The sequence below is a fragment of the Microlunatus flavus genome (assembly GCF_900110855.1).
In the GTDB taxonomy this organism is placed as follows: Bacteria; Actinomycetota; Actinomycetes; order Propionibacteriales; family Propionibacteriaceae; genus Microlunatus; species Microlunatus flavus.
The window spans coordinates 125,051-139,832 of the sequence record NZ_FOFA01000007.1; the positions used below are offsets into that span (position 1 = coordinate 125,051).

14 protein-coding genes are annotated in these 14,782 nt (G+C 74.7%); 11 read left to right on the forward strand and 3 right to left on the reverse strand.

The genetic code is table 11. The annotated features are described in order from the left end of the window. Positions 1–157: 157 nt before the first annotated feature. From BMY04_RS15775 to BMY04_RS15795, 5 genes are all read left to right on the forward strand, one after another. Positions 158–628: a DUF2231 domain-containing protein gene (locus BMY04_RS15775; protein WP_198410205.1), complete on the forward strand. Its 471-nt coding sequence runs from the start codon at positions 158–160 to the stop codon at positions 626–628. A gap of 24 nt (positions 629–652) precedes the next feature. Then, the gene (locus tag BMY04_RS15780; RefSeq protein ID WP_232506442.1) at positions 653–1,375 is read left to right on the forward strand and encodes a response regulator transcription factor; all 723 of its coding nucleotides are present in this window, start codon (positions 653–655) and stop codon (positions 1,373–1,375) included. A gap of 7 nt (positions 1,376–1,382) precedes the next feature. Next, complete coding sequence (locus tag BMY04_RS15785; RefSeq protein WP_091182971.1) at positions 1,383–2,756, forward strand: sensor histidine kinase; 1,374 nt, start codon at positions 1,383–1,385, stop codon at positions 2,754–2,756. After that, a complete protein-coding gene (locus BMY04_RS15790) occupies positions 2,749–3,492 on the forward strand; it encodes a VIT1/CCC1 transporter family protein (protein WP_091182974.1) in 744 nt (247 codons plus the stop codon). Before BMY04_RS15785 ends, BMY04_RS15790 begins: the two co-directional genes overlap by 8 nt. 171 nt (positions 3,493–3,663) lie before the next feature. Then, positions 3,664–5,676, forward strand: a complete 2,013-nt coding sequence (locus BMY04_RS15795; RefSeq protein WP_091182977.1) for a thioredoxin domain-containing protein — start codon at positions 3,664–3,666, stop codon at positions 5,674–5,676. A 120-nt stretch (positions 5,677–5,796) separates the two neighbouring features. Here BMY04_RS15795 and trhA read toward each other — a convergent pair whose 3' ends face one another. Then, a complete protein-coding gene (gene trhA / locus BMY04_RS15800) occupies positions 5,797–6,507 on the reverse strand; it encodes a PAQR family membrane homeostasis protein TrhA (RefSeq protein ID WP_091182984.1) in 711 nt (236 codons plus the stop codon). Between the two features lie 110 nt (positions 6,508–6,617). On the opposite strand from trhA, the gene BMY04_RS15805 reads away from it, so the two are divergent. Continuing rightward, positions 6,618–7,424, forward strand: a complete 807-nt coding sequence (locus BMY04_RS15805; RefSeq protein ID WP_232506443.1) for an isoprenyl transferase — start codon at positions 6,618–6,620, stop codon at positions 7,422–7,424. Positions 7,425–7,487: 63 nt separating this feature from the next. On the opposite strand, the gene BMY04_RS15810 is transcribed toward BMY04_RS15805, so the two are convergent. Continuing rightward, positions 7,488–8,366, reverse strand: coding sequence for an alpha/beta fold hydrolase (locus tag BMY04_RS15810; RefSeq protein ID WP_091183523.1), 879 nt, complete (start codon positions 8,364–8,366; stop codon positions 7,488–7,490). A gap of 314 nt (positions 8,367–8,680) precedes the next feature. Here BMY04_RS15810 and BMY04_RS15815 point away from each other — a divergent pair, with 314 nt between their 5' ends. From BMY04_RS15815 to BMY04_RS15825, 3 genes are all read left to right on the forward strand, one after another. Continuing rightward, the gene (locus BMY04_RS15815) at positions 8,681–10,045 is read left to right on the forward strand and encodes an RNA 5'-3' helicase PhoH2 (protein WP_091182991.1); all 1,365 of its coding nucleotides are present in this window, start codon (positions 8,681–8,683) and stop codon (positions 10,043–10,045) included. Between the two features lie 126 nt (positions 10,046–10,171). Next, positions 10,172–10,897 (forward strand): aggregation-promoting factor C-terminal-like domain-containing protein, encoded by a 726-nt coding sequence (locus BMY04_RS23120; protein WP_091182995.1) that lies wholly within the window; start codon positions 10,172–10,174, stop codon positions 10,895–10,897. A gap of 66 nt (positions 10,898–10,963) precedes the next feature. Next, the gene (locus BMY04_RS15825) at positions 10,964–11,719 is read left to right on the forward strand and encodes an aggregation-promoting factor C-terminal-like domain-containing protein (RefSeq protein WP_091182998.1); all 756 of its coding nucleotides are present in this window, start codon (positions 10,964–10,966) and stop codon (positions 11,717–11,719) included. On the opposite strand, the gene BMY04_RS15830 is transcribed toward BMY04_RS15825, so the two are convergent. Beyond that, on the reverse strand, positions 11,716–12,588 hold the full coding sequence (locus BMY04_RS15830) for a 3-keto-disaccharide hydrolase (RefSeq protein ID WP_091183002.1): 873 nt from the start codon (positions 12,586–12,588) through the stop codon (positions 11,716–11,718). The two genes, BMY04_RS15825 and BMY04_RS15830, sit on opposite strands and share 4 nt — an antisense overlap. Positions 12,589–12,685: 97 nt before the next feature. Between BMY04_RS15830 and BMY04_RS15835 the strand changes: the two genes are divergently transcribed. Both BMY04_RS15835 and BMY04_RS15840 read left to right on the forward strand, forming a co-directional pair. Next, positions 12,686–13,645, forward strand: a complete 960-nt coding sequence (locus tag BMY04_RS15835; RefSeq protein ID WP_091183004.1) for an aldo/keto reductase — start codon at positions 12,686–12,688, stop codon at positions 13,643–13,645. A gap of 41 nt (positions 13,646–13,686) precedes the next feature. Continuing rightward, entirely contained in the window at positions 13,687–14,718 is a 1,032-nt protein-coding gene (locus BMY04_RS15840) for a LacI family DNA-binding transcriptional regulator (RefSeq protein ID WP_091183005.1), read from the forward strand. Positions 14,719–14,782 lie beyond the last annotated feature (64 nt).

Below are 14,782 nucleotides of genomic sequence, written 5' to 3' on the forward strand. Positions count from 1 at the left end.
GTCGTCGTCCTCGTCCAGCACGACGCACTCCACCGCCCGTTTCTTAGCCGCAGGTGAGTGCACGCGGGCCCGACGCCGGTCGGAGGCGTGCTCTAAGGAACCTCTGATCAACTGTCTTGATCCTGTGCGGAGCCCATCACCTCCCGAGGAGCTCCCCGTGACCGTCTTCGGTCTGCCGTTCCACCCGCTCGTCGTGCACGCCACGGTCGTCGTCGTCCCCGCCGCCGCGGTCGCGGTGCTGCTGGCCGCGCTGTGGCCGCGCTTCCGTCGCTGGGCGGCGTGGGGCCCGGTCGCCCTCGCCGCCGTGGCGCTGGTCCTGGTCCCGGTCACGACCTCGTCGGGCGAGTCGCTGGAGCACGCGCTGCCGCACGACGCCCTCATCGAGAAGCACGCGCACCTCGCCGACGGGCTGCTGCCCTGGTCGATCGCCCTCCTGGTCGGGGCCCTGGTGGTCGGGTGGCCGCGGCTGGCCGCCGGGCACCCACGGCTGTGGACCCCACCCCGGTGGCTGGTCCTCGGCGGCGCGGTGGTCTCGGTCGTCGCGGCGCTCGGTTCGCTCGTCGAGGTGGTCCTCATCGGTCACAGCGGTGCGGCCGCGGCGTGGTCCGGCGTCGCGACGGCGTCGTGACCGCGCGACGGGCATCCTGAGCAGGTGGAGCAGACGCGCAGGACGACCGGGACGGCCGACGCCGTCGGGCCGGCGGCCCGGCCCGTGCTCCCGCGCGTGCTGCTCGTGGAGGACGACCGGTCCCTGGCCGGGATGCTCGAGGAGATCCTCGACTCGGCCGGCTACGTCGTCGAGGTCGCCCGCGACGGGCAGGCCGGTCTGCATCTCGGGCTGACCCGCCCGTACGACGTCGTCGTCCTGGACCGCGGCCTGCCCGCGATCGAGGGGCTCGACCTGCTGGCACGCTGGCGCGGCCGCGGGGTCACCGTCCCCGTGCTGGTCCTCTCCGCGCTCGGGCTGGCGCGCGACCGCGTCGACGGCCTCGACGCCGGCGCGGAGGACTACCTGACCAAGCCCTTCGACCTCGACGAGCTGCTCGCCCGGATCCGCGCCCTGCTGCGGCGCCACAGCGACCGGGCCGACACCCTGGCTCTGCCCGACGGCCGGCTCGTGGTGTCGACGCGCGCCGTCGTGACGGCGGCGGGGGAGGCCCACCTGTCGGACCGCGAGTGCGCGCTGCTCGCCGCGCTGGCCCGCCGGCCGCGCCGCGTCTTCAGCCGGGCCGAGCTCGTCGCCGAGGTGTTCCCGGACGCGGAGGACGAGGGCGTCGTCGACACCTACGTCCACTACCTGCGCCGCAAGCTCGGCCGCGGGACGATCCGCACGGTCCGGGGGCTCGGCTACCAGCTGGGGCCGGTCACGCCGTGAGCACGCCGTGAGCGCACCACGGGCCGGACGGCTGGACGACGACCTGCGCCGCACCGCCTGGCGCATCGGGTTGCAGACCGCCGGCCTGCTGATGGCCTGCCTGCTCGTCGTCGGGGCGGTCCTCTACGTCTCCGTGGCCCGCAGCCAGGACCAGCAGCTCACCCGGTCGCTGACGGCGGCCGCGAGCACCGCCGGATACGGGCGCGACGACCACGACCGCGACAACGACGTGCGCCAGCCGAGGGGCGGCGTCGCCACGGCCGTGCTGGACGAGCGTGGCGTGCTGTCGCCCGGCTCGATGCCCGCCGGGCTGCCGCTGGCCGGCGTGATGAGGCAGGTGCAGGCGTCGGGCGGCACAAACCAGCGCACGGTGCACCTGGCGAACGGGCCGTTCGAGGTCCTCACCCAGCGTCGCGGGGACGACGTGGTCCAGGTCGCCGCGAGCCGCTTCGAGCTGCACCAGGAGCGCGAGCGCATCCTCGGCGCGCTCGGGCTGGCCGGCGGGACCGGCCTCGTGCTCGCCACGCTGGCCGCCGCGGTGCTCGCCCGGCGCGCCGTGCGGCCGATGGCCGAGGCCCTGGAGCAGCAGCGACGCTTCGTCGCGGACGCCGGGCACGAGCTGCGGACCCCGCTGACGCTGCTGAGCACCCGGGCGCAGCTGCTCGCCCGACGCGTGCGCGACACGCGTACGCCCGCCGAGCAGCAGGCGGCGCTCGTCGAGCGCGACGCCTCGGCTCTCGTGAGCGACGCGGGCGCGCTGGTCGCGATCCTCGAGGACCTGCTCACCGCCGCCGACGCCCGGACGCCGGTCCCGCAGGAGCCCGTCGACCTGGGCGCCGTGGTCCGCGCCTGCGTCGCCGCCGCGAAGCCGGCCGCGGAGGAGGCCGGCCTGGTGCTGGCGATCGCGGCGCCCGACGCGCCCACGGTCGTGCGCGGCGCCTCGACCGCCCTCGGCCGTGCGGTGTCGGCCCTGGTCGACAACGCCGTGGACCACGCGCGGAGCCGCGTCGACGTACGCGTCGTGCGCGAGGGCCGTGACGTGGTCGTCGAGGTGGTCGACGACGGCCCGGGCGTCGCGCGCGAGACCCTTCCGCGGATGTTCGACCGGTTCGCGAGCGACCGGCGCGAGGCCGCCCCTACCGGGCGCCGGCACTTCGGGCTCGGCCTCGCGCTGGTCAGCGAGATCGCCGTCCGGCACGGTGGCCGGGTCGGCGCCGCCAACCGTCCGCCTCCCGCGCAGGGCGCGGTCCTGCGCCTCACGCTCCCGGCCGAAGCCGGCCGTCCCGGCCCGGCCGGCGCCGTCACCCCGCCCGGGTCCGGGAGCATGGATCCCGCCGAGATCCCCGAGTCCGTCCCCACCCCCGGAGCCCGTGATGCCTGACGAACTGACCGCCGCCGACGCGCCCGGCGGCCACGCCGACGAGCCGCACGCGACCACCGGCCTCTCCCGCCAGCTGAACTGGCTGCGCGCCGGCGTCCTCGGCGCCAACGACGGCATCGTCTCCGTCGCCGCGGTCGTCATCGGCGTCGCCGGCGCCGGCGCGTCCACCCACACGCTGGTCGCCTCGGGAACGGCCGCGCTCGTCGGCGGCGCGCTGTCCATGGCGCTCGGCGAGTACGTCTCGGTCAGCAGCCAGCGCGACGCCCAGACCACGCTCATCGCCAAGGAGCGGGCGGAGCTGGCCGAGGAGCCGGAGGCCGAGCTCGACGAGCTGACCGGGCTCTACCAGGAGCGCGGGCTTTCGTACGAGACCGCCCGCCAGGTCGCGGTCGAGCTCACCGCGCACGACGCCCTCGGCGCCCACCTCGCGGCCGAGCTCAACCTCAGCGAGGACGACGTGGTCAGCGCAGGCCAGGCCGCGGCCGCGTCGGCGGCGGCGTTCCTGACCGGCGGACTGCTGCCGTTCCTCGCGATCGTGCTGCTGCCCGACGCCGTGCGCGTCCCGCTCACGTTCGTCGCGGTGCTGCTCGCGCTCGCGGTCACGGGCTTCGCCAGCGCACGGTTCAACAGCACGCCGACCCTCCGCCCGACGCTGCGCCTGGTGGTCGGCGGAGCGGTCGCCCTGGCGGCGACGTTCGCCATCGGCTCGGCCCTGGGGACCACGGTCGGCGGCTGACCCGGTCCCCTCCTCGCCCGTCCCCGGGAAGTGGTCGCTCCCGGCCCTTCCACCGGCGTGCCGGCGGGCGGGAGCGACCACTTTCCGAGGGGCGGCGGCGTACGGGCGGACGGGCCGGGTAGAACCGGAGCGCGGGCCGAGCGGTCCGCGCCCGATGCCCGAGAGGACCCCGTGCCGAACCGGTTGGCCCGCGCCACCAGCCCGTACCTGCTCCAGCACGCCGACAACCCCGTCGAGTGGTGGGAGTGGGGCGACGACGCCTTCGCCGAGGCCGAGCGCACCGGTCGGCCCGTGCTGCTCAGCGTCGGCTACGCGGCCTGCCACTGGTGCCACGTGATGGCGCACGAGTCGTTCGAGGACGAGGCGACGGCCGCGCAGCAGAACCGCGACTTCGTCAACGTCAAGGTCGACCGCGAGGAACGCCCCGACGTCGACACCGTCTACATGGCCGCGACGCAGGCGCTGACCGGGCAGGGCGGGTGGCCGATGACGGTCTTCCTCACCCCGGACCGGCGCCCCTTCTACGCCGGGACCTACTTCCCGCCGACGCCGCGGCAGGGGATGCCGGCCTTCACCCAGGTCCTCGACGCGGTGTCGTCGGCGTGGCGCGACCGGCGCGACGAGGTCGCGCAGAGTGCGGGCGGGATCGCCACGCAGCTCGCCGAGCAGCAGCTCGTCGCCGCGCCCGGCGCGGTCGGTGGCACCGAGCTCGAGGCCGCCCGCTCCACCCTCGCGCGGGACTTCGACGCGACGTACGGCGGGTTCGGCCGGGCGCCCAAGTTCCCGCCGTCGATGGTGCTGGAGGCGCTGCTCCGCGACGGTTCCGAAGACGCGCTGGCCATGGCCCGGACGACCTGCACCGCGATGGCCCGCGGCGGGATGTACGACCAGCTCGGCGGCGGCTTCGCCCGCTACAGCGTCGACGCGCAGTGGGTGGTGCCGCACTTCGAGAAGATGCTCTACGACAACGCGCTGCTGCTCGGCGTGTACACGCACCTGTGGCGGCGGGCGGGCGACCCGGTCGCGGCCCGGGTCGTCGAGGAGACCGTCGACTGGCTGCTGCGCGAGCTGCGGACGCCCGAGGGGGCCTTCGCGGCGAGCCTCGACGCCGACTCGCTGGACGGCGCCGGCCACCTGCACGAGGGCGCCTTCTACGCGTGGACGCCGGCCCAGCTCGCCGCGGTGCTCGGGCCGGAGGACGGGGCGTGGGCGGCGCAGGTGTTCGCCGTGACGTCGGCGGGGACGTTCGAGCACGGTTCGTCCACGTTGCAGCGACCGGGGATCGGGGAGGACCAGCCGGAGCGGCTCGCGTCGGTGCGCTCCCGGCTGGCGCAGGCGCGCGAGGGGCGGGCGCGACCGGGTCGTGACGACAAGGTCGTCGCCGCCTGGAACGGCTGGCTCGTGGACGCGCTGGCCGAGGCGGCCGTGGTCTTCGACCAGCCCGCGTGGCTGGAATCGGCCCGGATCGCCGCGGAGGTGCTCTGGGACGTCCACCTCGTCGACGGCCGGCTGCGGCGCACGTCGCGCGACGGCCGCGCGGGGACGGCGGCGGGGATCCTCGAGGACCACGGGGCGCTGGCGGCGGCGTTCGTCCGGCTGGCCGCCGCGACCGGCGACCCGGTGTGGGTGGAACGTTCCCGGGCGCTGCTCGCGCTCGTGGAGGAGCAGTTCGGCGACGCCCACGGCGGCTTCTACGACACGGCCGCCGACGCGGAGACGCTCTACACCCGCCCGCACGAGGTGACCGACAACGCGACGCCGTCCGGGCTGAGCTCGACCCTGCGCGCGCTGCGGCTGATGGCCCGGCTCACCGGCGAGGACGCGTACGCGCGTCGCGCCGACGAGGCCGCGGCGACGGTGGGGGCGCTGGTGGCGAAGGCACCGCGGTTCGCGGGCTGGCTCTGGGCCGACGCGGTGAGCGAGGTGCTGCCGGCGGCCTCGCCGGTCGAGGTCGCCGTCGTCGGGCCCGAGGGCCCGGACCGGGACGCGATGGTTCGGCTGGCGTGGCGCGAGGCACCGGCGGGCTCGGTGGTCGTCGCGGCCGCCGAGGGCCAGGGCGGGTTCGCGCTGCTCGAGGACCGCACCGCGCGCGACGGGCGCCCGACGGCGTACGTCTGCCGGGGCTTCGTCTGCCGGCTCCCCGTCACCGGGCTCGACGACCTCAGCGCCCAGCTGCGCGCCTGACCGCGCGCACCCCACTCACCATCTTCCGGAAGTGGTCGCTCCCGCGCGCCCGGGACCGCTCCCAGGGCCCGGAGGTGACCACTTTCCGGGGGAGCGGAGAGGGGGGAACGCGAGGAGTGGCTAGCGCGCCGCGTACGTGACGACCGAGATCGCGACGTAGTGGCAGACGAAGCCGGCGATCGTGCAGGCGTGGAAGATCTCGTGGAAGCCGAACCAGCGCGGTGACGGGTCGGGGCTCTTGCGGCCGTAGACGACGGCGCCGACCGTGTAGAAGACGCCGCCGACCAGGATCAGCGTGACGACGGTGGCGCCGCCGGTGCGGTAGAAGGCGCCCATCCAGCCGACGGCGGCCCAGGCCATCAGCAGGTAGAGGGCGGTGTAGAGCCAGCGCGGCGCCGAGAGCCACAGCGTGCGGAACAGCAGCCCGCCCAGCGCCGAGGTCCAGATCATCACCAGCAGCGCCACGCGCGAGCCCCCGTGCAGGAGCAGCAGCGCCAGCGGGGTGTAGGTGGCGGCGATGAAGACGTAGATGTTCGCGTGGTCCATCCGTCGCAGCACGGCCTCGCCGCGGGCGCCCCAGTAGAAGCGGTGGTAGAGCCCGCTGGTCCCGAACAGCAGCACCGACGCCGCCAGGAACACCGCCCCGCCGACGACGCCCGCGGCGGTGGGCGCGAGCACGACGAGGACGATGCCGGCGGCCAGGGCGAGCGGCGCCATGCCGGCGTGCAGCCAGCCGCGGAGCTTGGGCTTCACCTGCCGCACGACCTCCCCGACGCCGTCGGCCGCGTCGTGGCCCTGGCCGGAGGAGCGGTCGTGGGTCGTCGTGGGCATCGATCGTCTCCCCGGTCCTGGTGCTCGTCGGACCGGCGTCCACGACGGTCCACCGCGGTACGTGCGCGACCTCGCCAGGGTAGCCAGGGTGCGGCTATACGCTGCCTGGCGTGCGTGCAGACCGGTGGCGGGAGTACCTCGACCGCCTCCACCCCAGCGGTCTGCTCTACGCGACCTACGAGCACCGGCTGATCGCCGAGCTCGACCCGGAGCGGCTGCCCCGCCACGTCGCCGTGCTGGCCGACGGCAACCGCCGCTGGGCCCGGACGAACGCCCCCGGCAAGCCGCTCACGGAGGGCTACAAGGCGGGGGCGCGGCGGCTGCGCGACTTCGTCGAGTGGTGCGACGAGATCGGCATCCCCGTCGTCACCCTGTGGGTGCTGTCGACCGACAACTTCAGCCGTGCGAGCGACGAGGAGATCGGCCCGCTGCTCGAGGTCATCGAGGGCCTCGTCGACGAGCTCGGCGAGACCGGTCGCTGGCACGTGCACCCGGTCGGCGCCCTCGACCTGCTGCCCCAGGAGAGCGCGGACCGCCTGCGCGCCGTCGACGAGGCCACCGCCGACACCGACGGGATGATGGTGAACATCGCCGTGTCGTACGGCGGACGCCACGAGCTGCGCGACGCCGTCCGGTCGCTGCTCGAGGAGGAGGCCCGGCTGGGGACCCCGATCGAGACGCTGGCCAAGACCCTCGACATCGAGCACATCGCCGAGCACCTCTACACCCGCGGCCAGCCCGACCCGGACCTGATCATCCGGACGTCGGGGGAGCAGCGGCTGTCGGGGTTCCTCATGTGGCAGTCCGCGCACAGCGAGTTCTACTTCTGCGAGGCCCTGTGGCCCGACTTCCGCAAGGTCGACTTCATCCGGGCGCTGCGCGCGTACGGGCAGCGCGAGCGACGGTTCGGGCACTGACGTCTCGATCTCCCGCCGAGCGGTAGGTCGCCGCGCGGTCCTGTCCCGATCGAACGCGGCAACCTACCGTTCGGCGGGCGTGGAGAGGAAGGGGACGAGGGCCTCGACCAGCGCCTCCGGCGCCTCCTCGGCCACGTGGTGGCCCGACTCGAGACCCTGGCCGGACACGTCGTCGGCCCAGCGGCGCCAGATGGTTCGCGGGTCGCCGTGCAGCTCCTCGAGGTCGTCGCGCAGCGACCAGAGCACGAGCAGCGGCTGAGCGACCCGCCGGCCCGCGGCGCGGGCGGCCCGCTCCTCGTCGGCGTCGACGGTCAGCCCGGCGCGGTAGTCCTCGAGCATCCCGCGCACGACGCCCGGGTCCTGGACGGCCGCCCGGCACTCGGCGGCGTTCTCGGACCCCATCCGCTCCTCGTCGAAGGAGTACCAGGCCAGCGGGTCGGCGCCGATCGCCCGCTCGGGCCTGTCGGGCTGCGCGAAGAAGAACCAGTGCCACCACGCCGTGGCGAACCGCGCGTCGCAGCGTTCCAGGTGCTCGACGACCGGGATCCCGTCCAGCAGCGCCACCCGCGTCACCGCGTCGGGGTGGTCGAGCGCGAGCCGGAAGGCGACGTAGCTCCCGCGGTCGTGCCCCACCACCGCGAACCGTTCCTGCCCCAGGGCCGCCATCGCCGCCCGCAGCCGGCGGGCGTGCGCGGTCTTGGCGTGCGGGGCGTGGTCCGGCGCCGGGACGGGCCGGCCCGAGCGGCCGTAGCCGGGCAGGTCTGCGCAGACCACCGACACCCCCGCGTCGACGAGCCGGGGCGCGACGCGGTGCCAGGTCGCGGACGTACGCGGGTGGCCGTGCAGCAGCAGGACGGTCGGGCGGCCCGGGAGGAGCCGGTGCCGGACGAGGACGCCGACGTCGCCGCCGTCCACGACCTCCTCCACGAAGCCCTCGAACATCCCGTCAGTCTCGCCCCCGGACGCCCGCGGCACGCGGAGGTGCCGCTCTCCGGTGACGGGCGTGTGACCGTCGGGTGACACCTCGGGGCGAGCGCCCGGAACTTCGGCGTGGCGGGTCCTGAACGCTCCATGAGAGACGTAGCGTCACGCGTGCGGGGCCGTGGGGAAGCGGACCCGCCTGGGAGGCGATGCATGCGCCGTCACCTGACGGGCACGAACCTCGGACCGCGCGCGGTCCGTCATCTCACCCGGCCAACCACGTGACCCGTGGGGCCGGACGCAGATGGCGTGCGGCCCCCGTGAAGGGCAGACCGATGTCCCTGTCAGCACCGTCAGCACCGTCAGCACCGTCCGCGCAGCCGGCGCCGTCCCCCACGAGCGCACCCGCCCCCGACCGGATCACGTACGTGGTCGACACCTCGGTCCTGCTGTCCGACCCGAGCGCCCTGCGCCGGTTCGCCGAGCACGACGTCGTCCTGCCGCTCGTCGTCGTCACCGAGCTCGAGGGCAAGCGCCACGACGCCGAGCTCGGCTACTTCGCCCGGACGGCCCTGCGCCACCTCGACGACCTCCGGGTCGCCCACGGCCGCCTGGACGCGCCCGTCCCCGCGAACGACGAGGGCGGCACGCTCCACGTCGAGCTCAACCACACCGACCCCACCGCGCTGCCGGCCGGCTTCCGGCTGGGCGACAACGACTCGCGCATCCTCGCCGTCGCGCTGAACTACGCCGCCGAGGGCCGCGACGTCACCCTGGTCTCCAAGGACCTGCCGATGCGGGTCAAGGCGGCCTCCGTCGGGCTGCGGGCCGAGGAGTACCGCGCCGAGCTGGCCGTCAGCACCGGCTGGACCGGCATGGTCGAGGTGGACGCGACCAGCGCCGAGCTCGACGCCCTGTACGAGGCGGGCACCCTCGACCTCGAGGCCGCCCGCGACCTGCCGTGCCACACCGGCGTGGTGCTGCTCGGCTCCAGCTCCACGGCGCTCGCCCGCGTCACGCCCAACAAGGAGGTGCGCCTGGTCAAGGACCGCGACGCCTTCGGCGTGCACGGCCGCTCCGCCGAGCAGCGCGTCGCGCTCGACCTCCTGCTGGACCCGACCGTGGGCATCGTCTCGCTCGGCGGTCGCGCCGGGACCGGCAAGTCGGCGCTCGCGCTGTGCGCCGGCCTGGAGGCCGTCCTGGAACGTCGTCAGCACAGCAAGGTCGTCGTGTTCCGCCCCCTGTACGCCGTCGGCGGCCAGGACCTCGGCTACCTGCCGGGCTCGGAGGGGGAGAAGATGGCGCCCTGGGCCCAGGCGGTGTTCGACACGCTCGGCGCGGTCACCTCCAAGGTCGTCATCGAGGAGGTGATGGACCGCGGCCTGCTCGAGGTCCTGCCCCTCACCCACATCCGCGGCCGCTCGCTGCACGACGCGTTCGTGATCGTCGACGAGGCCCAGTCGCTGGAGCGCAACGTCCTCCTCACCGTGCTGAGCCGCATCGGCCAGGACTCGCGCGTGGTGCTCACCCACGACGTCGCCCAGCGCGACAACCTCCGTGTCGGCCGTCACGACGGGGTGGCCGCCGTGGTCGAGAAGCTCAAGGGCCACCCGCTCTTCGCCCACGTCACGCTGCACCGTTCCGAGCGCTCGCCGATCGCGGCCCTGGTGACCGACATGCTGGAGGACCTGGGCATCTGATGCCCGCCGTCCGGCGGCCTCCCGGGCAGCCCCCCCCGGAGGCCGCCGAACGTTACTGTGATCATGCGGACCGGGGAAGATTCCGCGTATTTCACTTTGATAACGACGCTGTGGCACCCTCGTCCGATGCGTCGACTCGTCCGTCATGGCCTCGCCGGGGTCGGAGCCGCCACCTTCGCCGTCGTGGCCGGTGTGACCGCGCTCGGCGCGCCCGCCACGACCACGCTGGCGGAGCCCGCCAACAGCCTCGCCCCGCAGTCCGTCATCGCCCCGCTGGTCCCGGCCGACCCGGCCGTCGAGGCCCAGCGCGCCGCGAGCGCGCAGCGGGAGAACCGCGACGCGGAGCGCACCCGGATCACGGACGCCGCCACCCTCGCGGCCACCGAGCGGGCGAATGACCTGGGCGACCAGGGCAAGGCCATCACCAAGAAGTCCGACCAGATCAAGGCCGCCCGCGCCAAGGCGAAGGCCGAGGCCAAGGCCAGGGCGGCCGCCGCGGAGAAGAAGCGGAAGGCCGCCATCAAGGCGCAGGGCTACGAGGCCGGGGTCACCGACCCGCGCGAGATGGCGCAGCAGATCCTGCAGAACAAGTTCGGCTACGGCAGCGACCAGTTTTCCTGCTTCGACTGGATCATCAAGCACGAGAGCGGCTGGAACGTCCACGCCACCAACGCGAGCTCCGGCGCGTACGGGCTCCCGCAGTCGCTGCCCGGCTCCAAGATGGCGAGCGTCGCCTCCGACTGGCGCGACAACCCGGCGACCCAGATCATCTGGGGTGCGCAGTACATGAAGTCCCGCTACGGCAGCCCCTGCGGGGCGAAGTCGCACTGGGAGAGCGCCGGCAACTACTGATCGCTGCTCCCCGCGGGAGCAGCGGACCGGCGGCCCGTGAGCGGGTCGCGTGGCAACCTTGGGGGTGTGCGTTCGGTCGTCCGCCACGGGCTCGTCGGGGTCGTGGCCGCGGTCTGCGTCGGGGCGGGTGCCGCGGCGTTCGTGACGCCCAGCCCGACGAGCACGGTCGCCGACCCGCCCGCCGCCAGCGTCGCGCCGGGTGAGTTCGTCCCGGTGGCCTACGCCCCGGCCGACCCGGTCGCCGACGCCGAGCGCGCGGCGACCGCCGCGCGGGACGACCGCGACGCCGAGCGCGCCCGCGTCGCCGCCGTGGCCGCCGGCTCCGCCTACCAGCGGGCGCTCAGCCTGAGCGCCCAGGGCGAGGCGATCGACCGGCAGTCGACGCAGAAGAAGGCCGAGATCAAGGCCCAGGTACAGGCGGCGAAGGAGCGGGCCGAGGCGGCCGAGGCCGAGGCCGCGGCGGCCGAGGAGCGGGCGCGGCAGGCCGCGATCGCCAACCAGGGCTACACGCCGGGCACCACCGACGTCCGGGAGATCGCCCGCCAGATCCTCGCGAACAAGTTCAGCTACGGCGAGGACCAGTTCTCCTGCTTCGACTGGATCATCAAGCGCGAGAGCGGCTGGAACGTCCACGCCACCAACCCGAGCTCGGGCGCGTACGGGCTCCCGCAGTCGCTGCCCGGGTCCAAGATGGCCAGCGTCGCGGCCGACTGGCGCGACAACCCCGCGACCCAGATCATCTGGGGCGTCAGCTACATGAAGAGCCGCTACGGCAGCCCCTGCGACGCCAAGTCGCACTGGGAGAGCGCCGGGAATTATTAGTCCCCCGGCGAAAGCTCCTTGATCTCCAGCGCGCGCCACCGGCAGCGGGCGCCGCGGGCCCAGCGGGCCTCGCCGAAGCGGGGGTCGTTGTCGTGGACCTCGAGGGCCAGGTGGCCGGAACGGCCGAGGAACGCGGCCACGGCGTCCGCGTCGTAGTTCGGCGCCTCCAGCGTGGCGAGGTCGATCTCGGCGACGAGGACGTCGTTGACCCAGGTCGTGGCGCGCGGCTTGGCGCCGACGCAGCGCACGCGCAGGCGGTTCCAGTCGCCGAACCGCCACGCCGCGAGGAACGCCTCCGGGTCGCCCCGGCGGACGAGGCGCGCGGGCTTGTCGGGCGTCATCGGCTCGAGGGTCGTCGCCGGATCCTCCAGCACGAGCCCGTCCGGGGTCCCGTCGGCGCCGGTGGAGACGTCGAGGACGTACGGGACGGCGTGGAAGTTCGCCAGGCCGTTGCCGAAGAAGCCGCCGATCGAGCCCGACTTGCGGTGGTCGACGAGGACCTGCAGCCCGTGCCAGGTGTCGCGGCGGCGCCGGAGCATGACGCCGGTGTCCGCCGGCCAGTCCGGGCGCATCTCGAGCCGCAGCTCGAAGTCGCCGAAGGTGCGGTCGGAGACCAGGTAGCCGCCGAAGCCGGGGTGGTCGGGGTCCTGGAACCCCTCGATGGCGCCGTCCACCACCTCCCACCGGGCGGGGTACGCGCGCGCGTCGGCGTCGGCCTGGGCGAGGTCGGCCCGCCCGGCGAGGTCCGGACCGCCGGGCCACACCGAGCCGAACGTCCGGGGCGCGGCGTGCCAGCCCGCCAGCGTGCTGCCGTCGAACAGGGGCACGAAGCCCTCGTCGGTCGTGGCCGGCTCGTCCTGCGGTGCCATGCGTGCTCCTGGTGGAAGGGCGTGCGCGTGCGGGAGGGAGATGCGTAGGGTACCGAGAAACCGGTTTCGAGACCGGCCGTGCTCGGAAGGGGTTGCGATGGGGTCACCGGTGGCGGTCAGCGGGCTGCGCCTGCTCGGGCGGACAGGTCTGGAGGTGTCGCCGGTCTCCCTCGGGGCCTCCACCCTGGGGCAGGACCGCCCGCTCGGCGAGCCGCCCAGCGAGCACGCCGCGGAGACGGCGCGCACGATGCTGACGGGCCCGTTCCGGCTGGTCGACAGCTCGAACAGCTACGGCCAGGGGCGCAGCGAGGCGGCGCTCGGGGCCGGTCTCGCCGCGCTCGGCGGGCACCTCCCCGACGGGGTCGTCCTCGCCACCAAGGCCGACTGCGACCTGACGACGGGGCGCTTCGACCACGACCGCGTCCTGCGCTCCTTCGAGGAGTCGACCCGGCGCGTGGGGGTCGACCACTTCCCCCTCTACCACCTGCACGACCCGTACACGGTCTCCTTCGCCGACACCATGGGCCCGCAGGGCGCGGTCGCGGCGCTCGTACGCCTGCGGGACGAGGGCGCGGTCGGCCACCTCGGCATCGCGGCCGGCCCCCTCTCGCTCGTCGACGCCTACGTCCGCACCGGGGTGTTCGACGTCGTGCTCACCCACAACCGCTACACGCTGCTCAACCGCTCGGCCGCCGAGCTGATCAGCGCCTGGTCCGAGCGCGGGCTCGGCGTGCTGAACGGCGCGGCCTTCGGCGGCGGGCTGCTGGCGCGGGGGTCACGCCCGGGTGCCACCTACGCCTACGAGCCGGCGCCCGCGGAGGTGCTCGCCTTCGTCGAGCGGCTCGACGCCGTGTGCCGCGAGTGGGACGTCCCGATGCCGGCCGCCGCCCTGCAGTTCTCGCTGCGCAACCCCGCCATCTCCACCACGCTGGTCGGCACGGCCGTGCCGGCCCGGGTCGAGCAGACGCGCGTCCTCGCCGAGCGCGTGATCCCCGACGGGTTCTGGGATGCTGTCGACGAGCTCGGGACCCCGCCCGTCGACTTCGGCGAGGACTGAGACCCGCGCACGAGCTCGCGGGCCGGCGAGGGGAGTCGTCCATGACCAGGAGTGCCGAGGGGCAGCGCCGGGTCACCATCTCCGACATCGCGCTGCTCGCGGGGTGCTCCAAGGCGACGGTGTCCAAGGCGGTCAACAACCAGCCCGGGATCTCGGAGGAGGCCCGGCAGCGGGTCCTGCGCATCGCGGAGCTCGCCGGCTGGCGCCCGTCGGCCCGGGCCGTGGCCCTGGCGGGACGCACCCGGACGGTCGGGTTCATCCTCAACCGGCGACCGGACCTGCTGGCGGCCGACCCGTACCACGCCGAGCTGGTCTCGGGCATCGAGTCGGTCCTCGCGCGCCACGGCTACTGGCTGCTGCTGCGCATCGCCACCCACCCCAGCGCGGCGGAGGAGGCGGCGACCTACCGCGAGCTCGCGCACTCCCACCGCGTCGACGGCGTGCTGGTGGCGGAGACGAGCGTCGACGACTTCCGCTTCGGGCTCGTGGACGAGCTCGGGCTGCCGGCGGTGGTCGTCAGCCGGCCCTGGTCGCCGGTGGACCTGCCCTGGGAGGGGCCCGAGCACCCCGGCGGCGGCATGGACGAGGCGGTCCGCCACCTCGTCGAGCGCGGCCGCGACCGCATCGCGTACGTCTGCGGTCCGCCCAGCCGGTCCTACGTCGTCTACCGCACGCGGACGCTCGTGCAGGCCGTGGCGGACGCGGGCACCGCGCTGGTCGGGATCCGGCAGACCGACGCCTCGGCGGAGGAGGGCTTCGCCGCGACGGCGGCGCTCCTGGCCCAGCCGCAGCGGCCGACGGCGATCCTCTACGACAACGACCAGATGGCGCTGGCCGGCTGCCGGGCCGTCAACGCGGCGGGGCTGCGCATCCCCGACGACGTGGCGGTGGTGGGTCACGACGACCTGTCGGCCAGCCGCTGGTCCACCCCGGCGCTGACGACCGTGTCGCAGGACGTCTTCGGCCTCGGGGTGCGCTGCGCCTCGCGCCTGCTGGGCATCCTCGGCGAGCAGGTCGAGGAGCCGCCGCCCTTCGCCGACCCGGTCCTGGTCGTCCGGGAGTCCGCGGGCTAGGGCTGGCGCCGTCGCGGACAGCCCCTGCTAGCGTCGGCGAAACCGGTTTCGAGTCCGTCCGACC